Here is a 15,656-nt window from a genome sequence, read left to right as displayed (position 1 = left end):
TTTTACTTACTAAACCAACTTTACTCTTTTAAGTGTTAACTGTCTCTTTTTCAAAATCTACCAAAGCTACCGCTCCATGAATGGCTGTTTCGTCTAGTTCAGACAGCAAAATTTGACACTTTTCCAAAACCGTCGGGTAATTGAAAGTGGCAAGATTTTTCTCCAAAGACTCTCTGAAGAGGGGGTATGTCTTACGGATAGACCCTCCTAATACGATGGCTTCTGGGGCCAAGCTATATAGAATATGTTTGATGAGCTCTGCCAAATGATGTCCAAACTCATCAAAAGCCTGAATGGCTTCTTTATCTCCGTCGTAGGCTTTTTTAGCCAGAGCCTTGGGTTTTGTCTGGTATTTATTGTGGAAAAATTTTCCGCTACAGTAATTTTCAAAATTGTGGTCTAAATAGGAAACGCTGCACCATTCTCCGGCTGCAGAATTGACACCCGAATAGAGGTGGCCGTTGATCACGATACCTCCTCCCACTCCCGTGCCGAGCGTGATGCCTACCAGATTTTTGTAGCTTTTGCCTACTCCAAATTTATGAACGCCCAGTGCAAAGCAGTTGGCGTCGTTATTGATGAAAATCGGTTTTCCGATCCGGTTGGTCAAAAACTTGCCCAATTCTACATGCTGAAATGCAGGGATGTTGGCAAGTCCCAAGACGATGCCATTTTCGGCATCTACTAGTCCCGGTATGCCGATGCCTATCCCCTCGATGTCATGTGGTAGATAGGATTCAATAAAGAGGGCGATGGTTTCCAGAATAAACTCCTGGGACTCTTTGGCCGGTGTAGGGATGCTGCGGATATCCTCCAAGTGTCCATTGATCAAGACGCCTCCTTTGATACTAGTGCCTCCGATATCTAATCCCAAAATGGCCTTTTCCATTCGTAAATTTTAATAGGGTTATAATAGGTGTGTTAAATCAAAATCAGAAAGCTGCCAACGACAACTTTCTGATCCAATTATCAATCTATTTTCAATATTACAACATTCCTTCAATTGACTTTTCTAGCTCTCTTGCTGTAGCTAGAAACTCATCTACATTCATGTCTCTGAAGAAAATTAAGCCGTGACTAGCTCTTACTTTGGCACGCTCATGCAGATAGAAGTAGTTTTTGCCTAGCAGTAGCTGGATGTCGTCCAACTGACCTACCCAAGTTCTCTTGGCTACAGTACTGAATTTGCCATTGTGCGCATAGCTTGGGAAAGAAGCATTGACCTGGCTCAAGTAGCAGTTAGAAAAAGAATCTTCCATCACAGACATATCTCCCAAGGAAACAGGGACGATTACATTCGCTTCATGTGGTTCGAATTTGAACCAAACGTTTCTATAGCCAATGATTCTAAGGTCGCTGAGATCCTTTTCTTCACTCCATTTTTTCACCGCTGCGGCAGTAGCCTGAAGTACTTTGTAGTGGGTGTCCGGACCAGATCCTTCTGGGTCTAGGGTCAAGCTGATCTTGGTAGGATTTACCTTTCTGAACATCTCTACGATCGGCTCTACATCTCTAGTTTTGTCTGGCTGCTCAGTGAAAATATCTCCTGTATAGAAGCCAAGTCTCAAGTGATGCACATTTTTCACCTGCACACCAAAGTGAGCCCATACCAGCTCCTCCTCAAACTCACGGATCATTCCTTTCAGTTTTTGAATTTTGGCTGGGTTCTTTTCTCCATCGTAGCTTTTTCTCAAGATGCTGATTACATCATTGATCGTTTCACGAAGTTGAGTTTTGTTTTTGATTTCATATATAATGACCAAAGCTCTCACCACTCGGTGACAAAGGCCTCTTTTTCGTGCTTCGGCATTTTCAGAAGCGACATTGGTCAGGTAGTGGTAGACATCCTTGTCAGTTTTGAGGCTATAGCCTACTTCAAAGAAGTCTTCGTAGTTGACCATTTGGATTTTGTCTTCATCTAGCAGCTTTTTGGTATGCTGTAATGTGTCGATGACAAAGGTATTGGTCACGGCTGTGAAGCCAGAAGTCAATACAGAGTAGTGAGTCTCATTGCTTGGCTCATTGAGCTGATTAGTGATATGAGGTAGAATACCCAAGGAAATATCATCGTGGTGAGGTCCTGTGTGGAGGATGGTCTCATTCGATTCTTTTTCCAATCCTTTCGCAAGTTTTGCCTCGATACTTTTCATGACCTGATTGACAGTGTCTTCAGAAAGGTCCGGGATCAGCTTACAATATTTGTCGGCCTTCAGGTCACTTAGCTTAAGTCTGTGTCCATATTTATTCAGCTTTTTGCAAAGCTCGATCACAGATCTCTCGGTCTTTTCGAAAGTCCACTCGCCTTTTTGGTAGTAGGCATCCATCGAGTCTGTAAGTTTGACCGCGGCACCTTTGGTCAGGTAGAATCTACCGTTTTTCAGTTTCTGTAGGACAGTAGCTGGATAGACATTGTTGAGTTTGGTCTCCAAGGAATCTTTGACGATACCAGCCTTTGCCTCACCAGCAGCGATGATGATGGCTACTGCTTCAGGATTGTAAACGATCGTGTCCAGACCGATGGTGATGACTAGTCTATTGGCGGATACCTCGATCCCGCCTAGATCACCGGCAGCCACAGCCTGAGTTTCGAAGTTGGTCTCAGTCAATCGTGTCACTGAGAAAATATGGGATCCTCGGGTGTTGAATGCGATGTGTCCATCCGGACCGATTCCTCCCAAGAAGAAACCGATACCTCCTAAGTCACGGATGCGCTGCTCATAGTCGCCGCACCATTGATCGATGAGGTAGATGGATTCTTGCTGTAGTTTTTCCAGTTCATTTTGTGGTTCTCTGAATCTGAGAGAAAGGTCTACTTTCAAGTCAGGGAAAATCTCCTGGTAGGTTTTGCCTTGTGCCAAAGGAATCTCATCTGAATTGATCAGAATGGCTTTTTCTTTGGAAAGCCCAAAGCCTTGAATGTAAAATTTGTTGACATAGTCATAGAAGGAGTTGTTTTGAGCCGAGGAAATCGGGTAAAACTCATCGATCTGTACAAAGGTCAAGTCTTTAAGGACAGGCTTTTGGGTTTTGCCCAAGCCATATTGATCTCTGATTTCTTTCCCTTTTTTGCTGTCCCAGTTTTCAAGCAAATATTGGGTCCATTTGATAAAAAACTCAGGTGTTTTGCCGGTCGGCAAAGAGATGACGCCTTGAGGGTTGGCAGCAGCCCATTCCAAGAATCGGCAGGCTGTAAGCAGTCCCAGTTTAGGGAAATTGTCAACCGTGAGATAAGGAATCATCGTACTGATTTTTTCAACTCCTGATTCCTGAAAGAAGCTTTTCTCAACATCTGAGAGAGGATACTTACTTAGCATACTGATTTGACAGTTTAGGGTTTGTATAAGTGTTTTTACTAAGAATACATTCTATTCCAAATAATCCACAAATCCTGAGATGGGCCTTTCCATAAAAATTATTACTGAAGCCAGTTTTATAGAATTTCCTTTTGGGAATGGTCTCAGAACTGCAAATTATTCGCTTTAACAAAAATAAAAAACTTTGAGGAATAAAAAATAACTTTTATAAATTTTTTATAAAAGTATCATCTTAAGATAAAATTTATAATGTTCTGGTAAAGGAAAAGCGGATGCGCGCTTGAAAATCCTTAATAACTTTAAAGATCTCGATGAGTGTCACCGATTGCACTTTGGTAAGTGAAGAGATGGAAAGATAGTTTTTGGGTTTTTCCTGCTGATTGAGGATCAGCTCGGCTTGATTTTCAAGTCGGAGAGAGAGGAGATAGTCAAATGCTTGGATGAGTTCTTGGCTTTCAGGCATCGAAAACACTCCCTTTTTCTGAAGATTCTGGATCCTCTGTACGGTGTTGGTTTCAGTGACGGAGTATTTCAAGGCGAATACTCTAGCCAGATCTACGATGGGCCGCATGGTCTGTTTTAGGTTGAGCTGCTTCTCTCCGTCTATATTTTCGGTTCTGATTGTTCTGAAAAATGTCAAAGGAGGCTCAAACTGTAATGCATTATGTCCGAGATTGATAAAGAAGCGTTCTGGAGCTCTTTTGAGCAAGTCCTCCATGTGCTCTTTGAGTTCGGATAGCAGGGAGGTTTGTCCATAGATAGCTCTGCAGTCAAAGAAAGTCGCATAGTTCATGGCTGTTTCTGGGGATGCATCTGAGATCCAGTTTTCATAGTTTCTCTTCCAGTGAGACAGAGAATGTGTCCATTTGGGATTCATTGCCATCAGTTCTCCTTTGCAAAACTCAATTCCTATTTGGTCCAAAGAGGTGGATACTCGTGTGGCAAAGTCCAAAAAATAGGCTCTAACTTCCTCACGATGTTCATTGGCTTTGTCTTCATAGATGATGGCATTGTCTTGATCGGTTTTCAAGGTCAGCTCTCCCCGACCTTCACTTCCCAATACAAAAAACACGAATTGTGCCGGGGGAGGACCGATCTCTTTGATGACTCGTTCGATTACCCGCTGTGTGATCGTGTCGGCCACCGTTGTGATGATTTGATTGACCAATCCGGCTTTCATGCCCTGAGAAAGCAGTAAGTGGATGATCTCAGGCATTCGGTTCCATTTTTCGGCTAATTCGGGAATCTGCCGCGCCTCCTTGACCGACTGGATATACATGAATGGGCCTTGACTCTGTTCAGTCAGGATTTTAGTTCTGGAGATCCAACCGATGTACTGATTGTTTTCCCTGACCAAAAGGTAGCGCGATTTGGTTTCAAACATCAGTAGAAGGGCTTCGACCAAACTTGCATCAGGATGGATGGATATCATGTTTTGCTCCATGATCTCTGATATTGGACTGGGTAGTGGCAGGCCCTTAGCTAATGCCCGATCCCGAAGAGTGATGTCTGTGATGTAGCCTTGGATTTCATCCGATGAGTTTCCTACAAAGAGACAGCTTACCTGCTCAGTAGCCATCTGATTGGCTGCTTCTTGAATGCTGGTTTCAGGCTTGGTCATTCTCAAATGGCGAAAATGAAGTTTCCGGACCGGCTTGGTGTAAAATTGTTCGGAAATTAAGGTAGCTTGGCTTTTCATCTTCCACAAAATAGCCAATCTTTAAGATTGATCGCTGCTGAAATCAATCAAATGTTAGTAATTATTACAGGTGTTTCCGGTACGGGCAAAAGTACTTTGGGAAATGCGCTTTCTGAACACTTTCAAATTCCGTTTTATGACGGGGATCTTTTTCACCCTGCGGATAACATAGCCAAAATGAGTGCTGGAAATCCGCTGAACGATGAGGATAGAAAACCTTGGCTAGAGATTTTGGCAAATAAATTACTGGGTTCCAAAGGAAACGGGGGGTGTATCCTAGGTTGCTCAGCGTTGAAAGAGAAGTATAGAGAAATTTTGGCAGTTGATCCCGAAATCAAATGGATTCATCTGAAAGGTGAAAAGGAACTGATTTGGTTACGAATGATTGCCCGCAAAAATCACTTTATGAAAGCAGGGATGCTGGACTCTCAGTTTGCTACGTGGGAGGAGCCTAGCTATGGATACAAATTGAGTATTGATCAAAGTCCTGAGAAAATGATCCAAGAAGCCATCGATTTTCTAGCAAGGTGATTTTACAGGATCGGATTGTTTTCTAGCCTTCTAAAAGCGAACTTGAGATCATTACCTAAATGAATCTGTCATGAAATTCAAAGGAGTTCTTTTTGGAGTGTTTGCCTGGCTTTTTGCCGGTGGACTTTTGGCGCAGGATATCCTCGTGATGAATGTGAATGTCGTAACGATGGATGGGGAGGAGGTATTGGAGAATCAGGCAATTTATGTTTCCGATGGGAAAATCAAAGAAATCATAGCGCTAGGACCTCAAACTCCCCGAATGAGTGCTGATAGGGTGGTAGATGGGGGAGGAGCTTTTGTATATCCCGGATTGGCGGAATTTCATGCACATCTTCCTGTTGCCGATGACGGAAGTACTCAGCTGCAAGAAGAATCGCTGTGGCTGTACCTAGCCAATGGGGTGCTTCGGATCAGAAGTATGCTAGGACATCCTAGCCATGTGGATTTGCGAAGAAGAGTCAATTCTGGTGAAATGATGGGGCCTCGGGTTTTTATTTCAGGTCCTTCCTTCAATGGTAATTCGGTGAGCAGTCCAGATCAGGCAGCCCAGATGGTTCGTGATCAAAAACAAGCAGGCTATGATCATCTGAAAATCCATCCCGGGGTTGAGTTGGACGAAATGTGGGCCATTTCCAAAACTGCCAAAGAAGTTAAGATTCCTTTTGGTGGACATGTACCCTTGGCTGTCGGGATTGACAATGCCTTGGCAAGTGGATTCAAATCCGTAGAGCACATGGATGGCTACATGGAAGGGCTTTTGCCTGAAGATCTGGTAATAGACCCCACTACCTCAGGCCCGTTTAATCTGAAGCTGGTCGGGCAAGTGCAACTAGAGAAGTTGCCGGCTTTGATTGAGGAAACATTAGACCAGGGAACTTATATCGCTCCGACTTTGACTCTTTTTGATCGGTACTTTGGCTATATTCCTGCGGAAGAATTTAGAAAAGCTCCAGAAATGAAATATTTGCCAGGGCCGCTGATTCAGCAATGGGTCAATACCAAAAAGCAGCTAGAACGTGCTGGAATGCTGGATGAGGCGAATGTCGCTCCTTATTTGGCTTTTCGAAGACAGCTTTTTTTGGAACTGCATCAAGCTGGAGTTCCTATGATCTTGGCCTCAGATTCACCTCAGGTTTTCAATGTCCCGGGATTTTCTATCCAGCATGAGATAGCACTTATGTCTGAGGCAGGGATGTCCAATTATGAAATTTTGAAAACAGGCTCGGTCGTTCCGGCCCAATACATGGGGAAAGAAAACGAGTGGGGAATGATCAAGAAAGGAATGGCAGCGGATTTTGTGCTTGTAGAAAAAAATCCTTTGGAAGACCTGAAAACACTCCAAAATCCAAAAGGAGTGATGATGGCTGGCCAATGGCTTTCGGAGGAAAAACTAAAAGCTGAACTGGATCGAATCGAGAAAAATCACGAAAGGAAGTGAAATTTGAAGTCTAAAATCTAAAGTCTGAAATCTGAAACTCCCGATCAGGAAGAAAATTTACCCACAAGCTTAATTTTCAATAGTCTCAACATAAACCTTATGAAATTAACCTCAATTTTTATTGCTGCTAGTATTCTGGCATTTACAGGATCCTGCCAGCAGAAAAACACACAAGAAACTATCAAAGAAGAAACCAATCTCATGATCAAATCTGAGCAAGTGGCCGAGCATCAAGGCCAAGCGGTTTACCGCTATGTATTGGACAATGGCACAATGCAAGTCGAGCTTTCCAATTTTGGAGGCCTAATCACCAAGATCATCACACCGGACAAAGATGGAAACAAAGAGAATGTGACCTTGACCTTTGATACTACCGAAGAATATTTGACCAAAAGCAATCCGTTTTTTGGGGCGACAGCCGGAAGGGTCGCCAATAGAATCGCTGCGGGTAAGTTTACTTTGGATGGAAATACCTATCAATTAGCAACAAATGATGGCGCAAACCACCTCCATGGAGGAAATGAAGGCTTTAATAAAAAAGTCTGGAAAGGGGAGCCCTACTCCAATGATTCGGTAGTGGGAGTCAAGATGGAATACCTCAGCCCAGATGGAGAAGAAGGCTATCCCGGAAATCTACAGACAACCTTGTGGATGGAATTGACCGATTCGAATACATTACGCATCAGGTTTGAATCAGAGACAGATCAGCAGACGATTCTCAATTTGACCAATCACACTTATTTCAATCTCAGTGGTGTGAAAGCCGATGTGCAGGATCATGTGTTCAAGTTTTGGGCAGATGCCTATACTCCGGTAGATAAAGGGCTGATCCCAACTGGTGAAATCAAGGATGTGACTGGAACTCCTTTCGACTTCCGAACTCCAAAAGTCCTAGGAGAGCAAATCGCCGCCAATGAAGGTGGATTTGACCATAATTTGGTGATGAAAACAGAGCAATCGGATGAGATGAAGCATTTCGCTCAAGTCAAACATCCGGAAAGCGGCCGTGTCATGGATATGTATTCAGATAATGTGGGAGTGCAGTTTTATACTGGGAATTTCCTGAGTGATTTTGAAGGTGCAGATGGTAAAACCTACCAAAAGCATTGGGGCTTTTGTCTGGAGTCACAGGTTTGGCCAGATGCGATCAATCATGAAAATTTCCCAAGCCCAATCCTCAATCCCGGTGAAAAGTACGAGCACTTGATAGAGTATAGGTTTTCTGTGGAGCAATAGACAGAAGTGTTCCGTATCCAAAGAAGGAAGTGGGAATAAAAGGGCAATGTGAGGATTTTTTTCTACCCTTGGTCCATGTGTTTGCTGCGAAAATGCCTGATATGATGATTTGAGGCGCTTGGAACAGTCCTTGTCAACTAGGTGATACAATTATTAACCAACTATCACTTATGAAAAAGTTAACTGTTTTAAACCGCGCCACATCTCAAATCAAAAGAAAGGCAAGAATTTCTGGGATGTTGTTGCTGTCGGCTTTTGCTGTAGCCGGATTTACCGCTTGTGAAAATGAAGACGATGAGCCTATCGTTGACACAATCAATGAGCAAGATCGGAATTTTGCAATAGCGGTATCTCAGTCTTTCAATGGTCAAATTGCGCTCGGACAATTGGCCAGTGTCAAAGGTCAGGATGATTCGGTGCAGGAATACGCGACTATGATCTCCGAAGATCATGGTGAAGCGATGATCGAGCTGACGGGAATCGTGGATGGAAAGGATGTAGAAATTTCCGGAGAGGTGCTTCCAGAAATCCAGTCTGAAATCGATCGGCTTTCAGAATTGAGCGATGAGGAGTTTGATATGGAGTTTATCAACAGTCAGCAGGAAATCAATGATAATCTTCGTTCAGCTTTGGCCAATGAGGTAGACAATGGGGAAAATTACCTGTTGAAAAGTTTTGCTTCCAAAGTGGATGATGTCATTAAGAAACATAACACTGAAGCTGATCTAGTGGAGGCTGAGATTAAAATCGAAGACATCTAAAACTGACAATCAACCCCTACTGCTTATCAGACTCACCACAGAATAGGCAGTAAGTCAGAAAACCGAAAGTCGGCTAGTTGATACTAGTCGACTTTTTTTGTGATCAATGTGTGCGATTAGGCTGTTGGTTAACTAAAGAACTTTTCTTTTGCCCATTTTAAATTGGTGTTATTTGCGAATAAATGGTGTCAAAAGTCAGTAGCCCTTCCTCATCGGCAGACAGCTGCGATACTAATTCACCCGATGAGTTCCAAACGGCGCTTTGACCGGCACTCATGAAATTGTCGCAAAAGCCTATGCTGTTTGTCATCAATATAGGAACTTGAAATTGTTTTGCCATTTCGGGAAAATGGTCAAAAGCTTTTTTGAGACCGGACTCGGATTTGGCTACCGATGCGAGGTAAATTTCCGCCCCCAAATCATGTGCATGCCGGAGGTGACTTGCCTGCAAAGATTCGTAGCAAATGGCTGGGGCGATTTTTTTGCCTTTTACTTCCAAAATGAGTTGTTGATTTCCCTCTATGAAAAAGGGCTTTTCATCCGAGTGAAGTTGTTGCTTGGAATAAAGAAGTCTTTTTGCCTGGGGCTGAAAAAATAGCAAGCTGATCAAAATTCCACGGGTGGATCTAGTAGGCAACCCGACTCCAATGACAATCTTATGCTTGTCACTGAGCTGCTGAAAAATATTCAATCTGCTGTCGTCAGAGTCCAAGGCTAGTGTCTTTGCCAAGGACGGTTCGTAGCCCGTCAGAGAAAGTTCTGGGAAAATAATCAGGTCGGAACTGGCTGAAACAGCCTTCTCAATCCATTTTTTGTGGAGCTCAATTTTTTCGGGAATATTCCCTGAGATGGGATTGATCTGAGCTAGACTGATTTTCATAATAGGTTAAAAGTAGGAGGTTTTAGGCTATTTTTTTCCGATAGAATAAGAATCAGGAATTATTGTTTAACCAAAATATCAGCCACCACTTCCTGTACTTCTTCAAATCCTTGATAGGCGCAGACTACGGTTTCAAAATTTTCTAGATTACCAAGGTGCTTCAGCGCCAAGGGATTTCCAAAGTGTACCAAAATACTTGGCTTAGAGCTGACTAGTTTTTTGATTTTTTCTAGCGTTTCCATATCCATCCCAAATTGATTCAGAGGCTTATGACTAGGCACAAAAACCGCGATGATTTGTTTTTCTGGTGAATCAGAATGCAAGTTCAGTTGCTTAGAAAGTAAACTTGGTTGTGATGTGAAAAACTCAGTATAACCCAGCTTGCCAGATTGTGTTAATTCTTTCAATTTTGGAATGTCCTGCTTGCCTGAAAGGACCGAAACATAGTTTTGTGCCAACTCTCTTTGAAGTTCAGAATGCTGATTCCAATCGAAGGTAGGAAGATCTAAAGGCTGGAAATCGAAAACTCCCAATTGTTTTTTCAGGTTCATGACCTTCTCGAAAACCAAATCAACTTCCTCATCCAAGGCATTTTCAGTTATTTTCTGAATTCCTTCTTTCACATGATCTGAAAAACATAAAATGTCATTTCCGGCCTGAAATGCTTCCCATTCCAGCATTCCCGGTTCCGGAAAATGTTTAGCCACGGCTTTCATATTCAGCGCATCAGAAATCACCAAACCTTTAAACCCCATCTCCTCTTTGAGCAATCCGGTAATCAGTTCGAGGCTGATGCTGGCAGGAATTTCCTTTCCTCCAGTCAAAGCAGGTACAGCCAAGTGGCCAACCATGATCATTCCTACTCCACGATCGATTCCGTATTGAAATGGGAAGAGTTCCTGTGCTTCTAGCTGTTCTTTTGTTTTATTCAAAATTGGCAGTCCCAAATGAGAATCAACCGCCGTATCTCCATGACCGGGAAAGTGTTTCAAACATGCTCCAATTCCTGCCTTTTTCATTCCCTGATAAGCTGCCAATGAGAGCTTGGCTACTTTTTTTGTATTGGTGCCAAATGAACGATAACCGATCACCGGATTGTCAGGATTTGTATTGACATCGGCACAGGGGGCGAGATTTAGGTGGATTCCGGATTTTTTCATGTCCAGTCCCATGAGATAGCCCACTTCTTCTACCCATTTTTCAGCATCATTTTTTAGGGCTCCCAGAGAAATTGCAAAAGGGTATTGTGGCGTGTTCTCGATGCGCATCGCCAAACCATATTCCCCATCAATGCTTATTAACAAAGGTGTTTTTGAAATCTTTTGATAGCGGTTGATCAGAGTGATTAGCTTCTCAAAGGTTCCTTCTGTATCCAATGATTCCGCTCTTTTCTCAAAATTAGCAGCGGCAGAATGGCGGCTATGAAAAAAGGTCAATCCGCCAATTTCTTCCTCTAAAATCAGTTTTTCGATAGCCTGATAATTTTCCTCCGAATCATGAATAAATGCTGCTGGAGAAAAGCATTGGGCGATTTTTTGGGATTTGTTCATTGTTTCAATTCGAAAATTGGAAGATTAGAAAAATTGGTTTCAGATTTCTGACTTTAGCTTTCAGACTTCTTGCCAAATTCCTTCGGATACTTGGCTAAATAAGCCATCAGGAAACTCGGAATCGTCGCAATCACGACCCAAACGAAGAAGCCGTCATACCCAAGCCATTCTTGGATATAGCCGGAAAGCATGCCGGGAAACATCATTCCCATAGCCATAAAGCCTGTAGCTAAGGCGTAGTGGGCCGTTTTGAAAAGGCCTTCAGCCAGATAAATCAAAAAGATCATGTAGGCAGCAAATCCAAATCCGTAGCCCAATTGTTCGATAATCACGACTATGGCAGGATTAAGGAGTCCTTCGGGCATAGTCCAAGAAAGAATCACATAGCCGATATTCGGTGCGTTGATCGCAAAAGCCATCGGCATCATCCACTTGCCCAGTCCGTCACGGGAAATCACAATGCCTCCTAAGATGCCTCCTGCCAGCAAAGCAATCACTCCCAAAGTGCCATATAAATACCCAACGTCTGTCACGCTCAGCCCCAAGCCACCTTTGGCTCTTTCGTCCAAGAAAAATGGTGAGGCCATCTTGACCAATTGTGATTCGCCAAGGCGATATAGAAGTACAAATGCCAAGGAAAGTCCTATGTTTTTCTTATTGAAAAAAGTGGAAAATACCTTAGCAAAACTGGGGTGTGGTTCTTTTGGAGTGCTTGATTCTTTGATAGTAGGAGTAGTGATCCAGTTGACCAAGGTCAATACCAGCATCAAGCCTGCCACGATTATCATAGTCCAGGACCAAGCTTTGGAAGGATCGCCAAGGGAAGTTTCCAAATTGCCGGCTATGATGACGATCAGTCCCTGTCCAGTGATCATGCCGACACGGTAGAAGGTGCTGCGGAGACCGACGAAGAAGCTTTGTTGTTCTGGTTTCAGTGCCAAAAGATACATTCCGTCAGAGGCGATGTCATTGGTAGCGGAAGCGAAAGCTCCCATCCAGAAAAAAGCTAATGTGATGATGAAAAATTGATTTAGCCCTGTCGTCAAACCAACCCCTAGAAATACCGCGGCAAGGATCAGCTGCATGCTGAGATACCATTGTTTTTTGTTCCCTACCAATTCCAAAATCGGACTCCAGATAGGTTTGATGACCCAAGGGAGATAGAGAAAGGAGGTGTAAAGGCCAATGTCAGCATTGGAAATTCCGAGGTTCTTATACATGACTACCGATACGGTAATAATGATCACATATGGAATTGACTCAGTAAGGTAAAGAGGGGGAACCCATAGCCAAGGGTTTTTGGAACTGGTTTGGCTCATGATTTTCGCAAAAGGTTTTGATAAATGCTGATTTCTGATCCTTCGATTTCTTTGGCTCCAACTACTTTTTCATAGAACTCCGCAGGTCCTACACCTCCGATGATTGCATAGCCATAGCCCATTTCTTTGAGCGATTCGAGTGCTTTGATCAGAAGAATTTTGCCGATGCCTTTGCCTCGTTCACTTTCCAAAGTGCCGGTAGGGCCGAAGAAATTTTTGGCAGTAGTCTCATAGCAGGCAAAACCGACAAGAGTATTTCCCCGCTGAGCAATCCAGCAGGTAATGGGCTGGCGAGTGAAAGCTACTTCTACTTCAGATTTCCAATAGTCACCAAATTCCTGATGAACCCACTCGCAGACTAGATGCTTCTCGGGGGCGATAGCTTTTCGAAAGATGATCTTTTCTTTCTTCTCTAATGATTTCTCAAGTGAAAGGACCGAAGGAAGGTCCTGCAATCGCACCAGCATGTCTTTCATGGCTTCGATTTTTTAGGTGTTTGGAAAACCTGGGTTTGTACGATTCTGCCATAGTGATCTATCCATCGGATGGCGAGATAATTGGTGTTGAGGCTATTTACTTCTAGACCGCGCGCCCGAGTGCCTCCTACCCACACGGTGTGGATCTCGGCTAGCGGGAGTTGGTTCAAGTCGTCCGCACCCTGCACCATCGCGTAGCGGATTGCTGGATCTAGCGGTTTCTCCATGGAGATTTTTGTCCATTCCCGATTAGTTTCCACTGCCAAAACCACTGGGTTTTCGATGATTGTTTGGCTTTTGGGGCTGAAATAGGGAGGGAGTGTGGGGCTGTCATATACTTCGTTTTTCAGCAGCTTGGCCACATCTTGATTTTTCTGATACATCGACTTGGCTGAGAAAAATGCATTTCCTTCAATATTTGGTAATGTGCGAGTGTAGTGGACTTGTTGATTGATTTCGGAAGGATTTTTCCAAGCTTCATCCGAATCCTCTCTGATTTTGTAAGGGCCATTGCCGATGTAAACATGCGTGTTGTAGCTATTATTAGACCACCAGTCTGCCAATTTCCGGTAGGAAGCCAGTCGGTGATCCATACTCCAATAGAGCTGAGGTAGCATATAGTCCACCCAGCCGTTTTTCATCCATAATAGGACATCTGCATAGAGGTCATCATAGTTGGTCTGGCCGGCTTGAGTTGGAGAGCCTTTGGGATCTTTGCTTTGATTTCTCCATACACCAAAAGGAGAAATCCCGAATTGTACCCAGGGTTTGGTTGTTTTGATGGTGTTGTTCAGGGCAAAAATCAATTCATTCACATTTTGTCTTCTCCAGTCGTCGATGGATTGACCGGGGCTTTTGTAGCGATTGAAGGAATTTCGATCTGGGAAATCCTGATTGGGAATGCGATAAGGATAGAAATAGTCATCAAAATGAATGGCATCAATGTCATAGTTGGCTACCACTTCCTGAATGATGGCTAGGAGATGCTCTTTGACCTCCGGCAGGCCCGGGTCATAGTACCATTTGGTGCCATACTTAAGCATCCAGTCTCGATGCTGATGAAAATCATGCTCTGGGCTGAGGTCGTCTGTTTTGAGATCCATGGTAGCCCGGTAAGGATTGAGCCAGGCATGGAACTCCAAGCCTCTGTCATGAGCTTCTTTGATCATCCAGGTGAGCGGGTTGACGTTGCTTAGAGGTGCCTTTCCTTGTTTCCCTGTAAAATACTTGGACCAAGGAGCGAGATTAGAGGGGTAGAAAGCATCGCCTGCAGTCCTGATCTGCACTATGACAGCATTGAAGTTTAGCTGTTTGTAATAGTCCAATAATTGGATGAAATCAGACTTCTGCTTTTCCCAAGAATCGGTTCCTGAAATAGGCCAGTCGATATTGGCTACAGTAGCTATCCAAACAGCCCGGAATTCTCGTGGCATTTCAGGCATCGCGTAATTGAGAGGCTGTAGCGATACAGAAGCGAGTGGAATGTTCTTTTCTGGAAGATTTTGGCTGGGTTGATTGTCCTTTGGAAGGTTGATGCCCGGAGATGGAGTAGTTGCCGATTGGGAAGGTTTGCTGGATTTACATGCACTTAGCGCAGCAGAAATAAGCAAAGCAGTCAGCAGCAGTCGTATGGATAAACGCATTGTTTAGAGGCTAGGAATGGGTTTGAGGGAAAGGTCTTGCAGGTTTTTTCTGAGTTTTTTCATGAATTCATCCCCAGGATCTGTTTTGACTGTTCGATAGTCCGGGTCAGCTTCTTTCCAGAGTTCAGTGGTTTGGAATTTCTGGTACTCATGATGTCCGATAACGTAGTCGATTGGGTATTTTCTTTTTAAATATCTGATAAGATCTTCGTTGGCTTGGAGTTGGGCTTTGGTCAGAGGCATGTCATCACTCCCGATGTTTTCTATCCCTATGGCGCAATAGTTGAGCCCGATGGTGTGGCGGGCAAAGGTAGTGTCCGGTAGCAGTCTAAAGATCGTGCCATCGCGATCGATCAAAAACTGACTGCTAACATTTAGATTGCTAGCTCCCGTCAAATCAGCTCTGCCACCCAAAGTAGGCGAGTCAAAAACGTCAAATGTCACTTCTATATTGTCAATGGCAGTCCAATGGACTACCACGATTTGAGGAGTGATTTGGGCGGTTTCCTGCTCCAGTCCATGGCGTTCTTTCAGATATTGTAGAGAAAGTTGCTCCCTTTCATCATTCCAAGTGATAGGTTTGTCGATGATTCGAAAGGTGGATTTGGGGCTACAGGCGAGCAGTATTCCACCTAGCAAGAGGTTGAAAATGTGGGTTTTCTTCATTTTTTCAGGATAATTACTTTTCCTTTTGCCAGCTAAACTACCCAGAAATTTTGGGGAAAGAGAAGAATTGATCGCAATAATTTGCTAGAAAAATTTTATCACTGCTACTTTTTGCAAGTTTTTGCTGTTTTTGTTAGTTT

Annotated in this window: 13 protein-coding genes; 4 read left to right on the top strand and 9 right to left on the bottom strand. The window is 43.6% G+C overall.

The features are described from left to right. Nucleotides 1-28: 28 nt before the first annotated feature. The 3 genes from G460_RS0112290 to G460_RS0112280 form a co-directional block, all read right to left on the bottom strand. Nucleotides 29-889: an ROK family protein gene (locus G460_RS0112290; protein ID WP_026955631.1), complete on the bottom strand. Its 861-nt coding sequence runs from the start codon at nucleotides 887-889 to the stop codon at nucleotides 29-31. Between the two features lie 97 nt (nucleotides 890-986). Further along, entirely contained in the window at nucleotides 987-3,314 is a 2,328-nt protein-coding gene (locus G460_RS0112285; protein WP_026955630.1) for a PIG-L family deacetylase, read from the bottom strand. A 244-nt stretch (nucleotides 3,315-3,558) separates the two neighbouring features. After that, on the bottom strand, nucleotides 3,559-5,013 hold the full coding sequence (locus G460_RS0112280) for a DUF294 nucleotidyltransferase-like domain-containing protein (protein WP_026955629.1): 1,455 nt from the start codon (nucleotides 5,011-5,013) through the stop codon (nucleotides 3,559-3,561). Between the two features lie 51 nt (nucleotides 5,014-5,064). Here G460_RS0112280 and G460_RS0112275 point away from each other — a divergent pair, with 51 nt between their 5' ends. From G460_RS0112275 to G460_RS0112260, 4 genes are all read left to right on the top strand, one after another. Next, the gene (locus tag G460_RS0112275) at nucleotides 5,065-5,544 is read left to right on the top strand and encodes a gluconokinase (protein WP_026955628.1); all 480 of its coding nucleotides are present in this window, start codon (nucleotides 5,065-5,067) and stop codon (nucleotides 5,542-5,544) included. A gap of 70 nt (nucleotides 5,545-5,614) precedes the next feature. Then, nucleotides 5,615-6,985: an amidohydrolase family protein gene (locus tag G460_RS0112270; RefSeq protein ID WP_051316033.1), complete on the top strand. Its 1,371-nt coding sequence runs from the start codon at nucleotides 5,615-5,617 to the stop codon at nucleotides 6,983-6,985. A gap of 99 nt (nucleotides 6,986-7,084) precedes the next feature. Beyond that, nucleotides 7,085-8,221, top strand: a complete 1,137-nt coding sequence (locus tag G460_RS0112265) for an aldose epimerase family protein (protein ID WP_026955626.1) — start codon at nucleotides 7,085-7,087, stop codon at nucleotides 8,219-8,221. 170 nt (nucleotides 8,222-8,391) lie between these two features. Continuing rightward, complete coding sequence (locus tag G460_RS0112260) at nucleotides 8,392-8,982, top strand: DUF4142 domain-containing protein (RefSeq protein ID WP_084421270.1); 591 nt, start codon at nucleotides 8,392-8,394, stop codon at nucleotides 8,980-8,982. A gap of 157 nt (nucleotides 8,983-9,139) precedes the next feature. Here G460_RS0112260 and G460_RS0112255 read toward each other — a convergent pair whose 3' ends face one another. Genes G460_RS0112255 through G460_RS0112230 form a run of 6 tightly spaced genes read right to left on the bottom strand, consistent with a single transcriptional unit; the run spans nucleotide 9,140 to nucleotide 15,516 of the window. Next, the gene (locus tag G460_RS0112255; RefSeq protein ID WP_026955624.1) at nucleotides 9,140-9,862 is read right to left on the bottom strand and encodes a carbon-nitrogen hydrolase family protein; all 723 of its coding nucleotides are present in this window, start codon (nucleotides 9,860-9,862) and stop codon (nucleotides 9,140-9,142) included. Nucleotides 9,863-9,921: 59 nt separating this feature from the next. Further along, a complete protein-coding gene (locus G460_RS21845; protein ID WP_035464397.1) occupies nucleotides 9,922-11,412 on the bottom strand; it encodes a glycoside hydrolase family 3 protein in 1,491 nt (496 codons plus the stop codon). Nucleotides 11,413-11,465: 53 nt separating this feature from the next. Continuing rightward, nucleotides 11,466-12,731 carry an MFS transporter gene (locus tag G460_RS0112245; RefSeq protein WP_026955623.1) on the bottom strand — a complete coding sequence of 422 codons (1,266 nt, stop codon included), beginning with the start codon at nucleotides 12,729-12,731 and terminating at the stop codon, nucleotides 11,466-11,468. Continuing rightward, nucleotides 12,728-13,207, bottom strand: coding sequence for a GNAT family N-acetyltransferase (locus tag G460_RS0112240; protein WP_026955622.1), 480 nt, complete (start codon nucleotides 13,205-13,207; stop codon nucleotides 12,728-12,730). The genes G460_RS0112245 and G460_RS0112240 overlap by 4 nt, the downstream gene beginning before the upstream one ends. After that, the gene (locus G460_RS0112235) at nucleotides 13,204-14,850 is read right to left on the bottom strand and encodes a glycoside hydrolase family 10-like protein (protein WP_026955621.1); all 1,647 of its coding nucleotides are present in this window, start codon (nucleotides 14,848-14,850) and stop codon (nucleotides 13,204-13,206) included. Before G460_RS0112235 ends, G460_RS0112240 begins: the two co-directional genes overlap by 4 nt. 3 nt (nucleotides 14,851-14,853) lie before the next feature. After that, the gene (locus tag G460_RS0112230; protein WP_026955620.1) at nucleotides 14,854-15,516 is read right to left on the bottom strand and encodes an N-acetylmuramoyl-L-alanine amidase; all 663 of its coding nucleotides are present in this window, start codon (nucleotides 15,514-15,516) and stop codon (nucleotides 14,854-14,856) included. Nucleotides 15,517-15,656 lie beyond the last annotated feature (140 nt).

The sequence above is a fragment of the Algoriphagus vanfongensis DSM 17529 genome (genome assembly GCF_000429465.1).
Classification (GTDB): Bacteria; Bacteroidota; Bacteroidia; order Cytophagales; family Cyclobacteriaceae; genus Algoriphagus; species Algoriphagus vanfongensis.
This window is presented reverse-complemented; position numbering and strand designations above follow the sequence as displayed.